General features: G+C 41.2%; 14 protein-coding genes. 7 read left to right on the top strand and 7 right to left on the bottom strand.

What is annotated here, in order from left to right:
• Window positions 1-5 precede the first annotated feature (5 nt).
• The 7 genes from DX873_RS17315 to DX873_RS17290 all read right to left on the bottom strand — a co-directional run bounded on the left by DX873_RS17315 (window position 6) and on the right by DX873_RS17290 (window position 9242).
• A complete protein-coding gene (locus DX873_RS17315; RefSeq protein ID WP_116185752.1) occupies window positions 6-1298 on the bottom strand; it encodes an HlyD family secretion protein in 1293 nt (430 codons plus the stop codon).
• Window positions 1295-3406, bottom strand: a complete 2112-nt coding sequence (locus tag DX873_RS17310) for a peptidase domain-containing ABC transporter (protein WP_417935345.1) — start codon at window positions 3404-3406, stop codon at window positions 1295-1297. Before DX873_RS17310 ends, DX873_RS17315 begins: the two co-directional genes overlap by 4 nt.
• Before the next feature lie 83 nt (window positions 3407-3489).
• On the bottom strand, window positions 3490-5115 hold the full coding sequence (locus DX873_RS17305) for a S8 family serine peptidase (protein ID WP_116185750.1): 1626 nt from the start codon (window positions 5113-5115) through the stop codon (window positions 3490-3492).
• Between the two features lie 33 nt (window positions 5116-5148).
• The gene (locus DX873_RS18980) at window positions 5149-5289 is read right to left on the bottom strand and encodes a hypothetical protein (RefSeq protein ID WP_181899550.1); all 141 of its coding nucleotides are present in this window, start codon (window positions 5287-5289) and stop codon (window positions 5149-5151) included.
• Between the two features lie 118 nt (window positions 5290-5407).
• Window positions 5408-7072 carry a helix-turn-helix domain-containing protein gene (locus DX873_RS17300; protein ID WP_116185749.1) on the bottom strand — a complete coding sequence of 555 codons (1665 nt, stop codon included), beginning with the start codon at window positions 7070-7072 and terminating at the stop codon, window positions 5408-5410.
• Between the two features lie 223 nt (window positions 7073-7295).
• Window positions 7296-8405 (bottom strand): sensor histidine kinase, encoded by a 1110-nt coding sequence (locus DX873_RS17295; protein ID WP_116185748.1) that lies wholly within the window; start codon window positions 8403-8405, stop codon window positions 7296-7298.
• Window positions 8406-9242 carry a LytR/AlgR family response regulator transcription factor gene (locus tag DX873_RS17290; RefSeq protein ID WP_147296686.1) on the bottom strand — a complete coding sequence of 279 codons (837 nt, stop codon included), beginning with the start codon at window positions 9240-9242 and terminating at the stop codon, window positions 8406-8408.
• 424 nt (window positions 9243-9666) lie between these two features.
• Here DX873_RS17290 and DX873_RS17285 point away from each other — a divergent pair, with 424 nt between their 5' ends.
• The 7 genes from DX873_RS17285 (at window position 9667) to DX873_RS17250 (ending at window position 22554) form a co-directional block, all read left to right on the top strand.
• Window positions 9667-12960, top strand: a complete 3294-nt coding sequence (locus DX873_RS17285) for a SusC/RagA family TonB-linked outer membrane protein (protein WP_116185791.1) — start codon at window positions 9667-9669, stop codon at window positions 12958-12960.
• Between the two features lie 10 nt (window positions 12961-12970).
• Window positions 12971-14638: a SusD/RagB family nutrient-binding outer membrane lipoprotein gene (locus DX873_RS17280; RefSeq protein WP_232520971.1), complete on the top strand. Its 1668-nt coding sequence runs from the start codon at window positions 12971-12973 to the stop codon at window positions 14636-14638.
• Window positions 14639-14652: 14 nt separating this feature from the next.
• Window positions 14653-15609, top strand: a complete 957-nt coding sequence (locus DX873_RS17275; RefSeq protein WP_116185746.1) for a hypothetical protein — start codon at window positions 14653-14655, stop codon at window positions 15607-15609.
• 1080 nt (window positions 15610-16689) lie between these two features.
• A complete protein-coding gene (locus tag DX873_RS17270; RefSeq protein ID WP_147296685.1) occupies window positions 16690-17892 on the top strand; it encodes a hypothetical protein in 1203 nt (400 codons plus the stop codon).
• A 543-nt stretch (window positions 17893-18435) separates the two neighbouring features.
• Entirely contained in the window at window positions 18436-18993 is a 558-nt protein-coding gene (locus DX873_RS18975) for a helix-turn-helix domain-containing protein (RefSeq protein WP_181899549.1), read from the top strand.
• A gap of 76 nt (window positions 18994-19069) precedes the next feature.
• Window positions 19070-21148, top strand: a complete 2079-nt coding sequence (locus DX873_RS17255) for a penicillin acylase family protein (RefSeq protein WP_116185742.1) — start codon at window positions 19070-19072, stop codon at window positions 21146-21148.
• A 5-nt stretch (window positions 21149-21153) separates the two neighbouring features.
• Complete coding sequence (locus DX873_RS17250; protein WP_116185741.1) at window positions 21154-22554, top strand: RHS repeat domain-containing protein; 1401 nt, start codon at window positions 21154-21156, stop codon at window positions 22552-22554.
• Window positions 22555-22844 lie beyond the last annotated feature (290 nt).

Raw genomic sequence — 22844 nt, 5'->3', positions numbered from 1 at the left:
TTGACTCAGTTCCGTTGGAACTGTGCCCGAATACCTCGGAAGAGCCGTTGCAACAAGCTCATCTCCTCGGTAACGATGCGCCCTGTGCCCAAAGACACGCCGTCCAATGGGAGGGTTCTTCCATAGCTGGTCTCCATGGATGGTATTCGCAATGTGATTCCGTAGCTACCCGTTTCTGGATGGGGAACTTGGTTCACCCCCTGGACTTGGGCCTCCAAAGTGCCATATTCGGATGTGGGATAGTTTTCCAGTTGCAACAGCACCTTTTGCCCTTTTCGGACCTTGCCCTTGTTGATGGCCGTTACCTCCATCTGCCCGATGCCCGATTCGTTTTTTTGGGGAAATATGGCAAACAAGGGCTTCCCCTCAAATACCTGTTGACGGAGTGCCAAGGGTTGCAAATGATTGACCGTTCCGGATGTTGGGGCCACCAATACATAATCTCGTTCATACGCTTCCAAGGCACCCAGCAGTTCCGAACGGGTATGGCGGAGCCTGTCCTCCAACAGCCCCTGTTCCCGGGAGAGTTCCAGTCCCTGAAGAAGCCGTCCATCCTCCTGGGAAAGGATAAACAACCGGGTCTCCGCCATACGCTGGCGCAGCGCGGTAAGTTCCTGTTTTCGAAGAAGCTGTTGCCGTTGCCGCTCCTCATATTCCGAGGTGCTGACCACCCCTTTTTGGTAAAGGGTCTTGTACCGTTCCACATCTTTGGCCCCCAATCTGACGGTATTTTCAAGTTCACGCTCCAAACGTTCGGAATCCAATAGCCATCGCGAATTGTGGGACGTACGGTCCCGGGTAATGGAGCCGTGCATGTCGTCGGGTCGCAACCGTTGCCATAGCAGTTTTTGCTTCCATTGTTCCAAAAACGCCCAAAAGTAGGGCTGTACCTTGCCGAGCTGCATCACCTTTGGGAAATGCATATGGTCAGGTGGAAGGGTATCGCTTGCCGCTAGCCCCAAGGTATCGAGCCATTGCCGTACCCTTTGGATGTCGGCATACTGTGCGGGATTGTCCAGTTCCAAGAGGACCTGCCCTTCCATCACCATATCCCCCGACCTGCAGAAAAGCTGACCGATGCGGCCGTCCAGTTGGGGTGAGAGGTATACCACGGGATTGCTCCCCATCACCTTTACCGGCCCTGATACTACATCGGGGTATGAGATCCAATGGCCAATCAATAACAAAAGCATCGTGGAAACGACAATGGCATAGGTCCCATAGCTTAGCAATGCGCCGGGCATCCCTTCATGGGATTTGCGATATTCTTCCAGACTATGGAATTGTGTGTCCTTCATCCGCCCAACTCCAATTGGTATTGTACCAGTCCATAGTAATGTCCCTTTTGGGCCACCAGTTCCCTGTGGGTTCCCAGTTCCACCACCATACCCTTGTCCAGCACCACAATAAGGTCGGCATTGCGCACGGTGCTCATCCGATGGGCAATGACCAGTACGGTCCGTCCTTTGTAGAATCCATGTAAGCCTTGCATTACCTTGCGTTCGAGTTGGGTATCCATGGCACTGGTCGCCTCGTCCAAAAAGAAGAAACTGGGTCGTTTGTAGAGCGCACGGGCCAATAGTACCCGTTGCCGTTCCCCGCCACTGAGCGATGCACCATCCGCCCCGATTCGGGTCTGTAGGCCCAAGGGGAGTCCATTGACCATCTCTTCCAGATGGGAAAACTGTATCGCTTCCTGCAGACGCCCTTCGTCGATCCGTCCCTGTTTGGATTCGGTAATGTTGGACAGCAACGTGTCCTCAAAGAGAAAGCCCTCCTGCATCACCGCACCGCAGGCCTTGCGCCATTCCCCTTTGGAAACATGCCGTAAATCGGTCCTTTCCAATCGTATCCTTCCCCCGTAATCCGGATAGTGTCCCAAGAGCAGTTTCAGCAGCGTGGTCTTCCCACTGCCACTGGCCCCCACCAATGCGGTCGTTTTCCCATGGGCTATGGTAAAGCTGACCCTGTCCAGGGCCAAGGGCCGGGATTTAGGGCCGTACCGGAAGGTGAGGTCTTCGATGTGAATACTCCCCTTTGCATTCGGGGTGGCTCCCTTCATTTCCTCCACGGGGTGGGCATGGACCTCTTCCATCCGTTCGAGGCTCAATCGGGCCGCCTGCAACTCCACAAAGAACTGGGCAATCTGGCCCAAGGGCAGCCCCACCTGCCCGATGATGAACTGGATGGAGAGCATGGCCCCCAGGGTCAATTGGCCCTCGATGACCAAACGGGCGGAAAGGAACAGCAACAACAACGATCCCAGTTGGTGCAGGAAAAGGGCACCATACCGTTGTTTTTGTACCAATGCAAGTTGGGCATGCTGGACCTTGAAGAGTTTGCGCTGCAGTTTGGCCCATAATGTCCGATGTTTTTTTTCCGACAGGTTGTCCTTAATGGCTACAATGCCGCGGACAAGCTGCCAGATGGTCCTTTGGGTCTCGGATTCCCGTTGGAAGCGTTGGTGGTCCCAACGCAACTGTTTTTTGAGAAAGTAAAGGGACCAAAGCCCATAGCCCAACAACATCATCACAAAGACCAGGGCCAGTTGGATGTTATAGTACCAAAAAACAATCCCAAATGCCAAGAGCGTTACCGTGCTGAAGAGCGTACCCAGGCTTTGGGAGGAGACAAACTCCTGTACCTTTCTATTGTCCTGTATCCGCTGGATAAGGTCACCGGAATGCTTGGAGGCAAAAAAAGGGATGGGCAAACGGAGCAACCGCCGTAGGTAATCCGACACCAACCGCAGGTTGACCTCTTGGGTCAGATGCAACAGAATCCATCCCCTGATGATCTCTACCGAGGAGAGGGAAACGAAAAAGATCACCTGGGCCAACAGTACGATATGCACAAAATGGAGGTCCTGGAACTGCACCCCGTAGTCCACCAGGGCCTGGGTCAGAAAGGGCAGGGCCAGCTGAGCCAGACTGCCGAAGAGCAGCCCAATCCCCAATTGCAGGCCCACTTTCCGATAGCCCTTGAAATAGCCCCATAAGCGGGAAAATCCCCTGATATGCTTCTCCCGTGGGTATATGGGTTCTGTTTCGGGAAGCGGTTCCAACAGGAGTGCAAAGCCCTTTTCGGCCTTCCTTTCTGGAAGCCAATGCCCCAAAAAAGCGTCAAAGGAAAGTTTTAGCACACCCTGCGCAGGATCGCCGACGACCACCTTTCCCTTTTGGAACTCATAAAGTACCACAAAATGTTTGTTCTCCCAGTGTAGGATACAGGGCAAGGGAGCTTCCTTGCGAAGCTCCCGGTGGCTTATCTCAACGGGAAGGGCATCGAAACCCAATTGTTCAGCAGCTTCCTTCAATCCGGCAAAAGAAGATCCATTGTGTTCCAGGTGGCTCCAATGCCGGAGCTGGGCACGGTCCGTCCGCAGGCCATAAAATTGAGCCACCATCTCCAGACAGGCCGGACCGCAGTCCATGGCATCCCATTGTAGGGCAAAGGGAAAGGCCCTTCGACTGAAACCGAACAGGCCCATCAGTCTAGGGTACTGGCCTCACGCCCTAATAAAAGGGCATCATGGGCATTTAAAATACGTCCGGTCCTTGATAGTTCCGAAAAAGGCACAGTGATGTCTTCCCCCATTTTCACCTCCTGCTCGATTCGCGTACCGGACAGCATGAGAATGGTCTTTATCTGTTGGTGGTCCAAATCGGGATATTGGGACCACAACAGGGCAGCCACCCCGGAGGTGAGCGCACATGCCAGTGATGAACCCCCGATGGTAAAGTAGGGGCGCTCCCCTGAATTGGTGGTGAGCAAATGTCGTCCCGGTGCGAACAGGTCCACATTCTTCTTCCCATAACTCGCCCATGAAGGCTTGACCCATTCCAATTTCTTTGCGGAGGCCGCCACCTTCATCAGGTTGGTCAGACGCTCTTCCCCGTTATCCGGGTTGTCCCTTGGGTAGGGCGAATCCTCGGGCCTGTCGATGTCCACGGGCGTATTTCCCGCAGCGGTGACCATCAGAACGCCATGCTGCTCGGCATATTCCAGGGCCTCCCAGATAAAATCCGGCCGTTCCACATAATAGCGTCCATGGCTGTAATTGATAATCTGTGCCCCATTGTCCACCGCATATCGGATGGCATTGGCCAGATCCTTGTCGGTCTCATCGCCCCGCTCCGGAAAGATGACCAAGGGCATGATACGGATGCTATTGCTGACCCCTTTGATACCAAAGCCGTTGTCACGGGTCGCGGCCATGATTCCGGCCACCTGGGTGGCATGGCTGATCCAACCCTCCGGTGCGTCCACTAGATGGTGGCCTCGGATGTCCAAAAGGTTATAAATATCGTCACCAATGACGGACCTTGGCTCGGCGTCGATGTTTCCACAGACGGCCTTTCGCATTTCCCCCTGGCACTTGAAGCTTTCCATCATCGAGGGATACCAACCGTAATAGGCATAGTCCTTGACTTGCTCCAAAAGTTCCTTTTGGCGCCCGGTCGTTGGCTGTAAAGTATCCAGGAGAGCCCCATTGAAAAGACCTGAATTGGTATCATAGGCCATTTCAAACAGCGATGTGCATTCATTAAAAACTTCCAGTTGGCCCGAATAATAATCAAGTTCCCCCTGGATGTCAGGTATGTCGTTTTCTCTTAGCTTCAATGCTTTTTGGTACATTCTATATTCAAGGGAATCCTTTGGTTCCACTTCTGTACTGTCGATTCCCCCAAACCTCGGTTCCAATCGCCTTATGGCCCGGATATAATCATAGTTCGAAAAGCGCAGTGTTTGGCCATCACCATAGCCCAAAAAATTCCAGCCGTGCACATCATCAACATAGCCGTTGCCATCATCATCCAGGCCATTGTCAGGCACTTCATCCGCGTTGATCCATATTTGAGCCTTGAGGTCGGGATGGTCGATGTCCAAAGGGCTATCGATAAGGGCAACGACCACTTCATTGCCATTGGGTTTTACACGTTCGGAATATGCCCTTTCCAGGCTGATGCCAATGATAGAGTCGCGTTTCAAATCCAAATGTTGCCAGCCCGTTTGCTCGGCCTCCTCGGGAATTTCTGAGGTGCCCCCACTACCACATCCATTAAGTAGAAGTAGCACCGAAAGCACCACCAAGATTAGTTTTCCATTGACCATTGGTCTTGTTTAAAGTTTGTTAACCCTTTTTTATCAACGATTGCGATCCTTGTCCTGTCGGACTGTCCAGCCGGCATCACCGCCCTGTATCTTTTCGGGATGGGGCATTTCCATAACCTTGAAGGTTTCCAATTTCAGGTCATTGCCTGTCACAGTGTTTTTTTGCTTTTTCATTTGTATATGATTTTAAGATTGAACGGGATAAAGCTATCCAAAGCCCCCCTTCTTTCACAATCAAAAAAATCACTTTTCGCGAAAGGGGACATCCCTTTTTCGGAAAGGGGCGCCCTTTTCAGAAAAGGGGATTTCTACTTTCCCGTACTAATTCCGAAGATGTCTTTCCTAGCCTTCGCTTGCAGACCTTGCTGAGGGATTTGTTGTTCTTAAAACCGCACTCCTGGGCCATTGCATCCAAGGTGTACGTTTTTACAAAGTCGGAATCGGAGCGCAGCCTATTTCGGAAATGTTCCACCCGGAGGCCGTTGACATACTGGGTAAAGGTCATGCCCACATGCCTGTTCAGATAAATGGAGAGCTGTTTTTCTCCGACCCCGAGCAGTCGGGCGGTTTTTTTGACCGTGATTCCCAGCTCCAAATGAAAACGTTCCCCCTCCAGGTCAGCAAGGCCGTCGGCTATGGTACTGAGCTTGTGAGGGCTTATGGTCATTTTGGAAGACTGCCGGACTTTGTTCCCTGTCCCATTATTTTCTGCTGATATTTTGGCCACTGGGTCTTTGGACCTTCTTTTACGGAAGATAAAAAAGGTCAATAGTACTATCGACAGTATTGCCAGACCCATTAGATAGTGACGGTTGCGGCTTCTGTATCTGTTGACCAGGGCATTCCTTTCGCTGACCAATCTGGGCATGTCATACTTTTGGGTAAGGTTTAGGTTGACATACCGAAAATTACCGCTAATTATGCTGTCGATGGCAAGAAGCTTCGAGATATATCGTAGCTCAGCCTCAGTATCCCCATTTTCGCGAACGGTTCCCAGTAGGTATTCCCATGCGCCACGAGTTAACGGGTACAGGCTTTTGGGGTCCTTCTCATAGATGGCATCCACTCTTTGCATATGGTACAGCGTACTATCCGTGTTTCCAAGGGCATGGTGGGCACTGCCCAAATAGTAGTGGGCAATGGCCTGTCTCATGGCATCCTCCTGCTTTTTGAACGAGGTATTCGCTTTGTGGAGATTGGCGATAGCGGTCTGGTAATCGCCCATCCCATAGTGATTGGCACCATAGACCGAAAGGAAATAGGGTATGGGTCCATTTTCCGTTCCTTCCAACAGTCCCAGGCCCTTATGGACCAGTTGTTGTGAAACACTAAAATCCCCATTCTGGTGGTGGGCTACTGCCAAGGAAAACAATGCCCAAAGATATTTCTGGCCGCTGTTGTCACGTTCTCCATAGTAGCGCAACAGATCCCTATAAATTTTGACCGCACCATCGTTGTCACCGACAAGGATACGGATCAAACCGATATTGTCGCGTACCAAGTTTTCCAGTCGTACACTGTCTACGTCGTGCCGTAAAAGCTCATTGCATTTTAGGTACTCGTCCAAAGAGCTTTTATACTGTCCTGCATCGTAGGCGTTGCGGCCCTTTAAAAAAAGGGCAGTGGCCACATATTTGGCATCCTTTGTCGATTTTGCCAATTGGTAAAGGCTATCAGTAAAGTTTTGGGATTCTTTTCCCAGAGTAATCAATGATAGAATATGATAGGCATGGATGTAACGGCTCGGTATCCCGGAAAGCCGGGCCCGCCTAAGCAGTTCGTCTCCATAAGGATATACGCTGTCTGAATCCATTCGCCAAAATTCCACGGCTTTGGGGTACAGGGAATCCAAAGGCTCGTACCGTAAATCAATTGTTTTCTGGGACCAAAGTCCACAGTAAGAGAACAGCGTTATGTAAATGAGCCATTTCATCTTGAGTTGCCAAATCACGCTCATCAATCTAAGCAGATGAACGGTAAGTCTGTATTTTAAGAAACCATTTTTGCATCAGACAAATAGTTGTCTTTTGGATTCACATAATATTTGATTCAAAATTTCCATATTTAAATAGGCCAAGTCATTTACCAGTTCGAATCAAAACCTCGTTGGTAATAGATATCCCCAAAGTTGCTTCCTTATCGTCATCTCACTTCTAAAATCCTTCTTCTTAAATGATTTTTCATGTGCCAGTAGTTGAATCATTTTTCAATATTGGAAACCGGAGAGTTATCCTGACCATATTATTTGTGTTGTTAATGGAGAAATCGTGTCTATCTGGAAAAAGAAGTGCAAGACGTTTTTTTACATTGCTCAACCCTAATCCACGATTATCAACCATTTTGGAAAAATTAAATGGGATTCCATCGTTTGATACTATTATCTCTACATTATTTGATTGATTAATCTCTAGATAAAGATTCAGTTGCTCCCTATCATGAAAACCGTGCTTTATGGCGTTCTCAATTAATGGTTGGATTATAAAGCGCGGTATTAAGATGTTTTTAGAAACTTGTGAGATTTTTTTGGTAAAACGAATGGAGTTACCATATCTAAGCATAATAATTTTCAAATATTTATCGATAAGTTCTATTTCTTGTTCAATAGTGTTATAGTTACTGCTATCATCGTTTAGAATGTCGTTCAGTAAAACCCCTAAATCTGCTATGGCGTTTTTGGCTCTATGGTTGGACTCACGTATTAAGGTACTTATCGCGTTGAGGGCATTAAACAAGAAGTGTGGGTTTATACTTGATTGAAGCTGTTTTAGTTCGGTGGCAATTAATAATTCTCTCATTTCACCTTCCTTCTTGTTCTGCTCTTCCTCTTTCTTATGATAGTTCAACAAGTGGATTATGAAAATCATGGAAAGGTACAGAAGAAAGTCCCTATGTACATATACTAAAACTCCTGAGAAAACTACATTTAGATATTCTTGATTGATTGAAATTTCCTTACCACTTGTCCATAAGTATAGGAGCTCATTAGGCACTTTTATGAGTATCGTAAAAAGTGAAATCATCACGGTATGAAACAAAACCACATATATTCTCCTTGCACCATTCCGTATGAACTTCTCGACAATCTCAGATATTACAATAAAGAATATAGAGCTGAAAATAAAGTCCACGAAAAATTGAAAGAATATAAAGTCCCCCCACTCCATTATATTAAAAAGGTATCCCTTATGTTTCAAATAGGCATTGTGCCCTAATAGGACCAAGGAATGTAAGAGGTTAAAAAGAAGTATAACTTTAATAATTCCGAAATCTGATTTTCTGACTTTTGGCATTTAACTTTCACTGATGTTTAAACGTTTAAGAAAACTTTTCTTATAGGTTTTTCCAACGTTAAGTTTGACTCCGTTTTTCAATAAAACAAAAATTTCTCCCATACCGGTACTTGATATTTCGCTTGTGTAGTCAAGGTTTACAATGGTTGATCTATGAACTTGCACAAAGCTTTTATGGTTTATTTCTTTTAATATATTTGCCATGGATGATCTATGTAAATGTTTCTTACCGTTTTCCATTAGCACCTCGATATAAGGCCCTGAGGATTTTATGTGGGATATTTTTCCAATTTCAACTAGAACATAATTTAAGCCGGATTTAAGAATGATTTTGGAATCGTTTTTTGAATCAAAGGATTCAGAAGGAATACTTTCGATAAGGTGTTGCAATCTTTTTATCATATTTTTTCCATCTGAATCACCAAAATATTTAAGTACTTTTTCTAGGGATTCCTTAAACCTTGAATCCCTAAATGGCTTTACGAGATAATCAAGAGTGAAGTAATCAAAAGCTTTAATCGCATAAGAATCGAAAGCAGTAATAAATATCACCAACGGCAACAAATTAGAATTTAATTTACCCAAAACATCAAATCCCGACATGTCCGGCATTTGAATATCCATAAATACCAAATCGGGAGCATGAACATTAATCGATTCTATGGCTTTCTTGCCATTGGCACATTCATCCACAATCTCAATAAAATCATAGTCTGCCAAGAGAATCCTTATACGTTGCCTAGCCAATACTTCGTCGTCAACAATGACAACTTTTATCAATTGATTAATCATACAAACTCTAATAAACAATATTTTTAAAAAAGGTAATACTTCCAAGATAACCCTTCAAGACATGTTATGGCTCTTTTATGCCGCCTTATTTACCTTTCATAACACATAAAAGGTCTTTGGTTACTTTTCATCAAATATTGTTATTTCCGTCATAACCCATAAAATGTGTCTTTTAGAGCCTAACCAAATATCCTACAGCAGAAACAATAATGTTAAAAAATTCATAAGACCTTCATTCGTCATATAAGTGCTTTAGGAACAAATTCTTTGGTGTTCGTTTATTTCTCTCAATTACTACAATAGCATTGCCATACTTTGGGGCATTAATTACTGAGTAGATTAAACATAGATCGCTTTTTGATTGATAGTATTCTTATTGATGTTGTCCTTCATTTTTGTCCGCGAACTTGTCTTTTCTGCCCAAAGGATGAATTCAGGAAAATTACTAACTCAATTAAAATTTAACCTTATGAAATTTTCTTCTTACTGGTTAATCTTCTTCGGCATTTCCTCATTTTTTATATACGGGAACGAGGGGGTTAACAAGATTGGATATCGGATTTCCAATATTACCGTTGCCCAAAACACTTTGACAGGGAATGTCACTGATTCCCAAGGATTGCCCTTACCTGGTGTCAACGTAATAATCAAGGGTACAAATACGGGCACTCAGACAGACTTTGATGGTAATTATGCGATAAGTGCCACTCAAGGCGATATTGTGGTATTTAGTTACATAGGATTTGCTAGCCAAGAACTGCCCGTTCCCAACGACAATGTTCTGAACGTTGTTATGACGGAAGACGTTTCCAGATTGCAGGAAGTTGTCGTAACTGCCCAAGGTATTAGACGAGAAAAGCGCTCTTTGGGTTATGCCATCAGTGAACTTGAAAATGATAAAATAGAAGACCGTCCTGAAGGAGACCTTGGAAGAGTGCTCAGAGGTAAAGCAGCTGGACTTAATATAACATCTACAAATGGCTTAGCCGGATCTGGTACAAATATCTTAATTAGGGGGTTTGCCTCGATTACTGGCGATAATCAACCACTGTTTGTAGTCAATGGGGTGCCTTTCGATGGTTCCACGAACAATGAAAATGCATTTTTCGATGGAATAAATGAATCAAGCAGGTTCTTGGATATCGACCCGAACTCCATTGAGAAGGTTGCTGTTCTAAAAGGTTTAAGTGCGTCAGTACTATATGGTGAAAGAGGTAGAAACGGTGTTATACTTATTACAACAAAATCAGGTAGTACAGCGTCGGGCAAAAACAAAACGGAAATTACGGTGGCTCAATCTGCTTTCTTCACAGATGCGATTCTTCCAAACTACCAAGACAATTATGGTGGTGGTTTTCACCAAAACCTTGGGTTTTTCTTTAGCAATCATGGTCCATCATTTAATCCTGGGGATTTAAGCAACCAAGCGATTGATTCTAATCCCTTGTTCCTAAATAGACAGGGAAATCAGGTTTTTCTTGTAAATCCTCTTTCTCAGCTTAATGACCAGTCCTTGGTTACGGGCTTTGAAGATATAGCCAATTCCCCATATGAATATCGGCCATACAATAGTGTTGAAGAGTTTTTCAAACAAGGGATTACAACTAGCACATCAATAAACATAAGTGGCGGTTCCGAAAAAACAAGTTTTAATATGAACTATGGCTATCTGAACGATCAAGGCTTTACGCCTGGAAATTCTTTATTGAGAAATACATTTGGTGTGGGAGGGACTGCTCAGTTGACCAACAAATTTACCATTAATGGAGCTTTGAATTTTTCGCGTACTGGAGCTAAGTCACCACCAGTTGCGGCTTCAACTGGTAGTGGTGTGATTAGCAATAGTAGTTCCGTATTCGGGGATGTATTATATACCCCAAGGAATATTGATTTATTTGGTCTTCCCTTCCAATCATTGGACGGAAGAAGTGTTTATTATAGGTCGGGGAACGATATTCAGAACCCTAGGTGGACCGTGGCCAATGCTAAGGCTACCCAAGATACTGATCGCGTATTTGGAAATCTCAATGTAAACTATCAGTTTAATGATTGGATCACTGCAACGTACCGCCTTGGAATTGACACCTACACCGAATTTAACACAAACGGGCAAAATCGTGGCGGTGTTGATGGGGACGTTACAGGTATTTTTAGGACTATTACCAGAAGAAACACCACTTGGGACCACAGTTTCATCCTGAACGGGGATAAGAACATCACAGAGGATTTAAACCTAAAGGTAATCCTGGGGGCCACATCAAGAAGAGATGAATTCCAGCAAACAGGTGTTGAAAGCACAAACCAGATTGTTTTCGGGGTTTTAGAGCACTTCAATTTTGTAAATAGCTCTTCAGCAGGAAGTTTTTTTAGTGATGGAGGGAACTTTTCAAACCGAAGCGAGATTAACACTCTGGGGGTTTACGGTGATGTAACCCTTGGATATAAAGACTTTCTTTACTTAAACGGGGCCGTAAGGACAGATTGGACTTCAACTTTAGAAAGGGAAAATAATAGTATTACATACCCAGGGGTAAGTCTATCTTTTATCCCAACAACAGCAATTGATGGTCTAAAATCAAGCAATATTCTGAATTACATGAAAGTGAGATTTGGATACGGCACCTCTGCAGGTTTCCCAGGTGCCTACACTACTAGAAATGTACTTGCTCTGAATGCAAGGTTGTTTGTTGATCGAGGCGGAAATGTAATTTCTAGCAATGCCGTTTCCAATGTTTTGGGAAATCCGGACCTAAAGCCCGAAACAATTAGAGAATACGAGCTTGGTATGGACACAAGGCTGTTCAATAATAAACTCGGCCTAAATGTGAGTGTATTCAAGCGTGAAACAAGGGATTTAATTACTAATCAAAGTCTTGATCCTTCGACAGGATTTACATCACGAACTATAAACGCTGGTGCGTTTGAAGCAGAAGGTATAGAAGTTGATTTTGACTTTACTCCTTTTTCAAGTCAAAACGGTTTTGCTTGGAATGTGAGTGGTAATTTTTATGCCGATGAAAATATAGTTACGGAGTTACCCGAAGGTACCGAAAACATCAGTTTAACACCAACAATTACCGGTACAGTTGCAAATTATGCAGTCGAAGGAATGCCAGTTGGAGTTCTTCTTGGCAATAGAGTTGTAAGAACAAATGGTCAGTTAACTGTTGATAACAACGGGGATTATATTACCGGGCCAAGTAGTACTGAATTCCTAGGAGATCCTAATCCGGATTGGACTGCTACGTTAGATAATGGCATTTCCTTTAAAGGTTTTTCTTTCAATATGAGCTGGCAGTATAGGCACGGAGGAGAGGTATATTCCCAAACTGCAAGGGCTTTGGTCGGTAGAGGAGTAGTTGATGCAGATAGGCCTTTGGATAGGGAGAAAACATATGTTCTGCCTGGAGTTAAACAAGATGGCTCGCCTAATGACATCCAACTGACTACCACAAGGATTTATTTCAATAATCTGGGATTTGGATCTAATGAATGGGCCATATACGATGGCACCACATTAAGACTTAATGAAGCAAGCTTGGGTTATTCATTTCCAAAAAAATTCCTGGACAAAACTCCTTTTGGTGCGCTCTCATTCACAGTTTCTGGTTCTAACCTTTGGTTTAGAGCTTTTAATTTTCCAAAGAATGTGAATTTTGATACTAACGTATTAAGTACTGGAGTAGGAAATGGTCAGGGGATAGACTTTATTTCTGGACCATCTGCTAGAAGATATGGTTTTACTTTAAGAGCAACATTTTAATATAATCGTTATGAAAAGAATTATAAAGAACAGATTTAACAATGCAGTTTTGCTAGCCGCTTTTTTATTATGCGCTATGCAATATTCATGTGAGTCAACTCAGTTAGAAATTTTAGATAATCCGAATGCCGTAAGTCCGCAACAATCAGATATAGATTTTTTCTTAAACAGTATTCAAGCAGGATTTATTGCGCAAGTCGCAGGTAATCCATTGGACACCAGATGTTTGAATGAGTTTGGGATGGAAGTAACCCGAATAATGCATATGTTTGGCCCAACCTACCAAAACGCCTACGATCCAGCAGATTTCGATCCTCTTTGGGGAGCAGTATATTCCACTGCCCTACCCGACATAAGGACAATGGTTCCCCTGGCAGAAGAACAAGAATTATATACCCATGTAGGTATAGCTAAGGTATTGGAGGCTTTGATGATGGCAAACTTGGTCGACTTTTTTGGAGATGTGCCGTATTCAGAAGCTACCGATGGTGTAAATTTCCCAAATCCAGTTCCAGACCCAGGAGCTGAGATTTATGCAAATATGTTGTCTTTATTGGATGAGGCTATCACCGATTTTTCAAAAGATGAAGTTGCGCTGCCCTCAAATGACAGGTTTTACGGTGGTGATGAAGATAAATGGATTAGACTCGCCAATACAGTAAAACTAAAATTGTATTTACAGACAAGACTCGTGGACAACACTGTAGCTGCCAAAATTAATGAAATCCTTTCTTCTGGTAATTATATTCAAAATGAGGATGATGACTTTCAAATCGAATGGTCAAGTAATGATACACAACCTGATAGCCGTCATCCCGAATTTGGACCAAATTTTGACAATGGCACTGGCGAATACATGAACACAACGTATATGTACTGGATGGTCGAAGAAAAAGGTATTCAAGACCCTAGATGGAGGTATTACTTCTACCGACAAAGCTCAGAAAACACAACAGATGTTAACGAACAATCTTGTATTACTCAATCTCCTCCTCCACATTTCGGACCTAATGATATATGGTGCAATTTTTCAAATGAAGGTTTTTGGGGAAGGGTACATGGTGACGCAGATGGTATTCCACCTGATAGGGGTTTGCGTACTACTTTTGGTCTTTATCCTGTTGGTGGACTCTTCGATGACAATTCCGCTCAAACTATTACCAACAGAAATATTGGCTTGCAAGGAGCTGGTATATCACCAGTACTATTATCCTCCTATGTTGACTTTATGTTGGCGGAATCGGCATTGTATTTGAATACATCAGGGGATGCTAGATCTTATCTGGAAACTGCCGTTCGAAAGTCGATAGACAAGGTGATAAATTTTAGTCCTGAGAATGTTGACGCAGATTTGGCGGCTACACCCGAAGATATAAATGATTATGTTGATACTGTATTAAGCCTATATGATAGTGCAGGTAGCCAAGATGAAAGAATGGCTGTTATAGCCAAAGAGTACTTTATAGCATTATGGGGTAATGGAATTGAAGCTTATAATACATATAGAAGAACTGGAAAACCTGATTTACAACCCACGGAATTGCAGGATCCAGGGCCATTTATAAGAAGTTTCTTTTATCCTGCCTCTTTTGCGGATTTGAATTCGAACGTTGAACAAAAAACTGACTTATCGATTACAGTATTTTGGGATACCAATCCATCAGGTTTTATTGATTAATAAATAGACAAAAAATGAAAAAGTTTTTTAAAGTAACATACTTAGCATTAATAGCTATTTTCTTTTCATGTACGGAAGACGAAAAGCTGACTTTTGAGAAAGTGACGGACAATATAGGAACTGCTGGAGGTTTAAGGACTATAAGTTTAATTTCACCTACTATTGACTTAAATAACATTGAAGGCTCATCCTGGACCATAGAAGTTGAGCAATGGGATGATCAAGATGGTGATTTATTGCAAGAAGTAGTTGTTTATGCCCAGTTTCAAGATTTTACTCCGGGGAATGGCGAGAATAACAAACCGGAGGTCGAGGTAAAAACAATCTCCGCTTCTGAATTTTCATTGGGCCCGGATGGATTGCCAAGAAGCATTATCGATGTGCCGGCAAGCGAATTGATAAGTCTCTTAGGTCTAAATACAGAAACGGAAATAGACGGAGGTGATATATTTAGAATACGACTTGAGTTGATTTTGACAGATGGGTCAGTCTTTTCTTCAGGTAATTTGGAAGGGAACATAACAGGGGTCTTTTTCAATTCGCCATTTAGCTATCCTGCAAATGTAGTATGCGAATTAGATGAATCTTTATTTGCCGGAAATTATCAAATGGAATACATTTCAGGTGTTTTCGATGCATTTGGTGGTGCCAATGCGTTTGATGATGAAGAGGTAACTATTGTTGCTGCTTCAAGTACACAAAGAACAGTTGCGGTAAGTACCTATCTAACTAGCCTAGGGCCATTCACCGGAACCCTTACTTTCGATTTAGTTTGTGGAAGAATTTTGGTGCCTAATCAGTCATTGTCAGGTGCTGCATGTAGTACTGCAATAGTTCAACAAAGTGGTGATAACGTAGGTACCTTTAATCCATCAGATGATAGTGAATTCCTAGTAATTTTTAATGATGAAATTACTTCAGACTGTGGAGCAACCCCTTATGAAGTTGTGTTACGATTCACAAGAATATGAGTATTATTTTGATCAGTATGAAAAACCCTTTCCTAAGAAAGGGTTTTTCACTTGTTTACAAAAAGGAATCTCTTCCCTTTAATTCTGTAAAGGGTTTAGCCTGTTATTGCATTAGTTTATCCCAATAAGGATAAAAGGACATTCAATGGGTTAAAAAATGCCTTAAAAAAATGGTATATCTTAAAAAGTATATCTACTATGAGGAAAGAAACCTTAGACTTTTGTCCAGTTATCTCTTTATTAATAAACTTTCCGGAACTGTTATAGCATAATTGTGTTTTCCGTGGGCCATTTTTACGAGAATTATAAAAGAAAATGACACCCTATGGAAATTTAAAGAGAATACTGAATACGATATGCAAAAACTGCAGTAAATGTTCAAAAAGAAATTTTAGTTGTAAATAGAAAAACTTGTTGAAGGAAAAACAACGAAAAATTAATAGAGTAAAATACTTATGTTTTAAAACATAGTACAAGCTTCGCCGTTGGCAGTTGCTAATGTAACTGTGGTCACAAGGCAATTCAGCACCACGCCAAAATGAAGCTGAAAGAGATCGGTTCGCTACTTCCAATTTTGATAATAATTGATTTTCGATGCTATTACGTTGCTTAAAATATCCGAAAAATGGGACCTATGCTTTATGTCTTTTCGTTTTATTGATTAGTTTTTTAAATCAAGGTTATTCCCAAAGAGATGTCGAATTTAATCTTTGGAAGGAGGACATAAATTACCTCCGAAAGGAGGTAAATCAAAATTTTCCCTTCCTCTTTAAAAAAACCAAAAGAGAAGATTGGAACAAAATAGTCGATTCCCTTTTGGCAGAAATTAAAGGACTTGAAAATCACCAAATTCTATTTGGATTGGCAAAAGCTGTTTCAGCTTTTGGCTATGGACATACAGAAATAGAATACAACAAGCAAGAGATAGATTTACATCGGGTGCCATTGAATCTATACTATTTCAACGACGGTATATACATTGAGGGAGTCAAGCCGAAGTTTTCCAGGGCTCTTGGTTGCAAGGTAATTTCAATTGAAAACGTTCCAATAGACGAGGTGCTCGACAAAATTCGACCTATAGTGCCAGTAGAAAACGAGCAATATTTTAAAGCTTATGGTCTTATTTATTTAACGATTCCCGAGGTTTTGCATGCCCAAGGAATAACTTCGACCTTAAAGAGGACCATTACCTTTAAATTATTGACCTCAAATCATGTTACAATCGAGGTTTCATTCGGTAGTGAGAAATGGTCGAACACTCAGAACAATGTCAGATATGGACATACTAAATTCGATGGTGAATGGATGCCAGTTCAAAACTCTACCGTACCACTATATTTACGATACATGAACGAACCTTATGATTTTGAATATATTGAATCCCTGAAAACAGTTTATGTTAGACAAAGTGAGATTGGAGATGGTCCTAAAGAAACAATGGACGCCTTTTACCAACGTATATTTGAGTTTATTGATACAAATGATGTCAAGCGATTTATTCTTGACTTACGACTTAATGGTGGAGGAAATAACCGGAAAAATCAGATCATTATTAAAAATATACTACAAACCCCTAAAATAAATATTAGGGGTAAGTTTTACGCCATTATAGGAAGAAGAACGTTCTCTGCCTGTCAGAATCTAGTCAATGAACTTGAAAAATATACCAATGTCCTTTTTGTTGGTGAACCAACAGCTGAAAATGTAAACTTTTTTGGAGATACCTACCCACTAAGACTTCCAAATAGTGGGATAATTGTGAATCTTTCTTTTGCTTGGTGGCAAGATAAACCTGATTGGGAGTATGCACCATGGACTTTCCCCCACCTGCCGGTAGAGTTGACATTTGAGCAATTTAAGGCAGGAAAAGATCCTTATCTATCCAAAGCTTTAAAATATAAATATCAAGAAGGTGATTTTATTTTCAATCCCATGGAAACCCTACAAAGTCTATTTCTTTCTGGGGATATGCGAGGGTTAAGGGAAATGTTATTAAATCTAATTGAAGATCAAAGATTCCAACATTTCGATTTTCAAAATCGATTGGAAATTGCGGGGCTAAATCTTATTAACTCGAAACGCTATAAACAAGGAATCTTAGTTTTTAGGATAATCCTAGAAATATTCCCAGAAACAGCAAAAAGCTGGTATAATTTAGCATTCGCACATTACTTATCCAAAGATGATGATTTGGCCATTAAGGCTCTTCAAGAAGCCGGTGAGATTGACAAAACTTACCCAGGTTTATCGATTTTGAAAGCACGGATTTTACGAAATCAATAATCCAGGTTAAATTATTAGTTTTAGCCAAAGTACGACGCCAAGGTGGAATTCGAAGTTGTAAATATCATTCATATTCTTATTATTTGGCAAAGCCTTTTTTTTCTTATTGTCCTTCTCACACCAAAATATCGTAAGAACAGGAGCAATACTTTCCTTGCACTTCTTCTGCTGACCATTTGTTTGCATTTTATATACAACTTTCTTTATACAAACGGTTATTATACTGAAACGCTTCCTCTATATAGCTGTGGATACGGTTACTTGTATGGACCACTACTTTTTTTTTATGTGCGCTACCACTTGAAGAAGGGAAAAAGTTTTGGTTATATCGATTCTTTACACTTTATGCCCTTCTTTTTGATAATCGCATTAACTCTTTATGGTTTCCGTCCATGTAACCATATAGGGTTTTGGCTTCTACCACTAATGCTGCTTTATTGTGCTTTTGCATACCGAGAAATTTACAGATATAAAAGGGTAATACAACAAGTCTCTTCTAAAAACTTTGATACTGAGGTCAATTGGTTAAAGACTATTTTGCTCGTGTCACTGGTAATCGTTCTAATCGACATGTGGCAATCTAAACGAGCAAATCTATACCTTGGAGTGCTTGATATCAACCTTGAATATGTCGTACAGTTCGGTGTGTTTCTTTTGGTAAATATCATCATCTTCCAGGGCCTTAAAAAACCAAGCTTATTTCAACAATTAAATTCTAGTGACATTGCTATGGTTAGCAAAAAAAGTACAACTGGCACAAAAATTATTGGTTTATCGGAGTCTAAAGAAACAGTAGAAAAGCACCTAAATGTTAAGAAACCTTATCTGAACCCTGATTTGGATTTAAATACTTTGGCTAAGGAATTAGGGATGAAACCTAAATTCCTCTCCCAAGTAATTAATGAAGGATTTCATACTAATTATTACGATTACATAAATTCTTACAGGATTAGGGATGCAAAAGAGTTACTCTTGAATTTCAGGGATATGTCCATAAAAGAAATCATGTATGCAGTCGGGTTCAATTCACGTTCCGTCTTCAATACCGTTTTTAAGCAAAAAACAGGTATTACCCCTTCACGATTCAGATCTCTGAAATGAATTTCATGTTCGGATGGATGCATTCGAACACCATACCAAAAATTAAAACATAGTTTAGTTTAAAACCATTTTAAAAATGAGTAGGTCAAAGCTATTTGTTGTTTTTCTTCTTTCAACCATTTTAATAATGGCACTGTATTTCTATTGTGGTAACGATGAGGATAATGTAACCATTGTATGGGACAATTGGGGTGTACCCCATATCAAAGCTAGTGATGAGAAGAACCTTTTCTATGGCTTTGGCTATTCCCAGATGGAAGCCCATGGCAACAAAATACTCAAACTATATGGCAAATCCAGAGGAAATGCATCAGAGTACTGGGGTGGAGAAGAGAATTATAATAATGATTTATTGGTTAAAAAATTAGGTGTTAAAACTAGATCTCAAAACTGGCTGGTTACAATGGATGCAAAGACTCGAGATTTACTCACACTCTTTGTCCATGGTATAAATGATTATTGTAGAAAAAATGAAGAGGAAATAGATGATGAATTGAAAATAATTCTACCAATTGACGAAACTGATGTATTGTCCCACCTTCAAGTGAGTTACCATTTAATGGTAGGGGCCTTTTCTTTGCAGTCCGAATCCAATAATTGGAAATCAGCAGGATCTAATGCTTGGGCTCTTGGTCCTCAAAAGACAGAAAGTGGAAATGCAATGTTGCTCGTCCAACCACATCCTCCTTGGTTTGATAACTATCTTTTTTTTGAGAGCCATTTAATGAGTAAAAAATTGAATCTATATGGTATCGCACCAATTGGACTTCCATTAATCGCAATGGGCTTCAATGAATCCTTGGGTTGGGGTATGACTTTTAATCAAGCAAATGCAATGGACCTAATTGAGGTAGAATTAAAAGAAGGCCAATATCGAATTCAAAAGGAATGGCACCCACTTGAAACCTCAAAAGACACCATTTTAAACCCTATAAAGAAAACCCATGAAATAATTGAAGTTAAAAGAACAAACCTAGGGTATATAATCGAAGAAAAAGAAGATAAGGCTTTGGTCTTAAGATTATCTGGTTTTGATCGGCCGAATTTCATTAAGCAATTCTTCGATATGGGCAATTCAACAAATTTGGATGAATTTCAGAACGCTACAAAACAGCTTCAATTGCCCTTGCAAAATATTGTATATGCGGATAAGTATGGGGACATTTTTTATTTATACAATGGTATAATACCAAAACGACAAGAAAGTTCGTATCAAGATTGGTCGGGAATTATATTATCAGATGAGTTGAATGTGGAATTTGAAGAGTATGTTGAATACGAAGACCTTCCAAAGATTATAAATCCAAAATCAGGTTTTTTGGCCAATTCGAATGATGGTCCATTTACTAGTACGTTCCCTTTACCTCAATTCCATAATGAATTTCCTGGGTACATAATTGAAAAACCTTTTACTTATTTCGGACCAAGATCTAGGCAGTCCATAAAAATGATCACTGCAAAGGACAAACTTAGTTTCAAAGACGTTATTAATTTTCAGGCCTCCACACACTTAGAGATTGCTGATAGAACAATAGATGAATTGATTAATTATGGAATCAATTCCGCTGAGCAGGTTTTACAGGAAGCGGCAACAGTCTTAATGCTATGGGATAGAAGTATGGAGCCTGGTTCTAAGGGTGCGGTTCTTTTCATTAATTGGTACAATCTTGCCAGAAAAGCGGGCACAATTTTTGAAAATGGTTTTGATTCCAATGATATTCTAAACACTCCTAATACGTTAACTCTTAACGCCAAAGAGCAGTTGCTTAAGGCAGCAAAGAACGTTGTTTCTACACATGGGAAAATGGATATTAGCACTGGACAGGTCTACAAGATAGAATATTCAGGGAAAGAGTTTGATGGTGGTTTGGGCTTAGGCGAACTAGGTGCTTTCAATGCTGGTTTTTATATGCCCACTGATGACAATAAATATAAATTATTGGGTGGCACTGCATTTAGTTTGGTCGTAGAGTTTGGTGACAGAATTAAGGCAAAGGGCATTTTAAGTTATGGCAATACCACAAATAAACGATTAGAATTTCATAATAATCAATTAGAACTACTTCTCGACGGAGGTCTTAGAGATGTGTATTATTATGAAGAAGAGTTGCGCGATAACATCAACAAAGTTGAAAGCTTAATTATTAAAGATTAAATATTATGAAACCATTATACTATTTAGTAGCAATTTTAATTGCCTTTTCAAGTCAATTTGACAAGAGGACAAACAATTTGCAAGAAGTTGTAAGAGTTGAATATTATAGAATGATGGTTTTTAGAGAGTCGCCATATGCACCAATAAAAGGGGCACATCAAATCTCTGAAAAAGAAGCAGAACATTGTCTTCATTTCAAGGTTCAATATGATTCAGAAAATCGCCCGGTTCTTATTGAGTATAGGAGGGGAAATAATCTTTTTCCGCATGATGCCACGAACCGGGTTTTTTTCCCGTATTTCTTACGCGCGCCGAAAACTGTAATTGAATACCTAGAGGATAAAGAAATTCGAACTTTCTTTGATATAAGGAATGAACCGATGACCGTGTCAGGACTAGTTTTTAAAGAAATTTATAATTATGTGGATGGTGAACGAGTAAACCTTGCTTTCTTTTCCCGAAATGACACACCAATAGAAAACGATTGGGGGATTCATAACTATGAATGGAAAAAACTAAGTAATGGACGTGTTCAAGAAAAACGATTTAATATCGATGGGGAACAAGCAAGGATTCGCCCGGAATTTGAGTTTTACGCAGTTCAAATGGAGTATGATGAAAGGGGCTTTATAAAGAGGCTATACAATTATGGATTGGAAGGAGAATTGACCAACAATTCCACAGGAGTGGCCTATGATGAACTCAGGTATAACAGCGCAGGAGACTTCGAAGGTTGGTCGGTTTTTGATGTGAATGGTAACCCCGTTGAAGGAAATGACCCGATGGTACATAGAGGAGAACACAGTCATAATTCAAAGGGCTATTTTGTAGAGTACAAAAGTTATGATGCTGAAGGAAATCTAATGAGTGATAGACGGAATTCCCAAATCAACAAAAGATTTTACAATGATTGGGGGGATTTCGTTCAGAGTCGTTATTATGATTTAAATGAAGAAAAACTGACTAGCGAAGAACGTAGGCCGGCTATTGTTGATTTTAAAATCAATGAAAAAGGCTATATCTCTGAAATTACCTTTTTGGATGAAACTGCAGAATTAGTCGATTGGCGACCTCCAAAAATGAGAAGTGTATACTCTTCCGATGGACGACTGAAGGAGATTAGTTTTTGGGACGTAGATTACAATCTTGTAGATCGCTATCCGCATAGATATGATGACCGTGGGAGACTTATAGAAATAGATAGGATAGAAGGAAATGATAGCTTACTTTATACTCAAAAAAGAACGTATGACGATTTGGATAGACCCACTGGATTTAAAAATTTCTTACCCGATGGAACACCTACAATAGGAAGGGGAATACATGAAATGAGATATACATACGACGCTAATTGGAGAAGAACCGAAACTCAACATGACATCGAGGGAAAGCAGATTAACAGATAGCCTTGGATTAACCTTTATAACTTATATATAGGTGTTCATAACCAATTATCTGACCTTGATTACAATACGTGTAACCTTTCGTTTTCTGGAAGGTCTTTATTGCAACATAAGCTTAATAAAAACGAATTGTATGTGCTTGTTTTCTTATTTCATGCTTCCCTCTACTAGAAGTATCAGCTTGGTAAAACTTTGGTTGGTATGTTTCGCTTTTATACTTTCACAGCCACATTCTTTAGGCCAAAAATTTGAGAAAGATTCCTTAAATCGGCAAAAGGAGTCATGTCATTCTC

The sequence above is a fragment of the Flagellimonas nanhaiensis genome, from assembly GCF_003382275.1.
In the GTDB taxonomy this organism is placed as follows: domain Bacteria; phylum Bacteroidota; class Bacteroidia; order Flavobacteriales; family Flavobacteriaceae; genus Flagellimonas; species Flagellimonas nanhaiensis.
The sequence above is the reverse complement of the archived record's forward strand: the minus strand, read 5'-3'. Positions and strand labels throughout refer to the sequence as shown.

Bases quoted from the DNA above. Each gene is read 5' to 3' on its own strand.
- DX873_RS17315 (WP_116185752.1), bottom strand. From the start codon at position 1,298: ATGAAGGACACACAATTCCATAGTCTGGAAGAATATCGCAAATCCCAT.
- DX873_RS17310 (WP_417935345.1), bottom strand. From the start codon at position 3,406: ATGGTGGCTCAATTTTATGGCCTGCGGACGGACCGTGCCCAGCTCCGG.
- DX873_RS17305 (WP_116185750.1), bottom strand. From the start codon at position 5,115: ATGGTCAATGGAAAACTAATCTTGGTGGTGCTTTCGGTGCTACTTCTA.
- DX873_RS18980 (WP_181899550.1), bottom strand. From the start codon at position 5,289: ATGAAAAAGCAAAAAAACACTGTGACAGGCAATGACCTGAAATTGGAA.
- DX873_RS17300 (WP_116185749.1), bottom strand. From the start codon at position 7,072: ATGAGCGTGATTTGGCAACTCAAGATGAAATGGCTCATTTACATAACG.
- DX873_RS17295 (WP_116185748.1), bottom strand. From the start codon at position 8,405: ATGCCAAAAGTCAGAAAATCAGATTTCGGAATTATTAAAGTTATACTT.
- DX873_RS17285 (WP_116185791.1), top strand. From the start codon at position 9,667: ATGAAATTTTCTTCTTACTGGTTAATCTTCTTCGGCATTTCCTCATTT.
- DX873_RS17280 (WP_232520971.1), top strand. From the start codon at position 12,971: ATGAAAAGAATTATAAAGAACAGATTTAACAATGCAGTTTTGCTAGCC.
- DX873_RS17275 (WP_116185746.1), top strand. From the start codon at position 14,653: ATGAAAAAGTTTTTTAAAGTAACATACTTAGCATTAATAGCTATTTTC.
- DX873_RS17255 (WP_116185742.1), top strand. From the start codon at position 19,070: ATGAGTAGGTCAAAGCTATTTGTTGTTTTTCTTCTTTCAACCATTTTA.
- DX873_RS17250 (WP_116185741.1), top strand. From the start codon at position 21,154: ATGAAACCATTATACTATTTAGTAGCAATTTTAATTGCCTTTTCAAGT.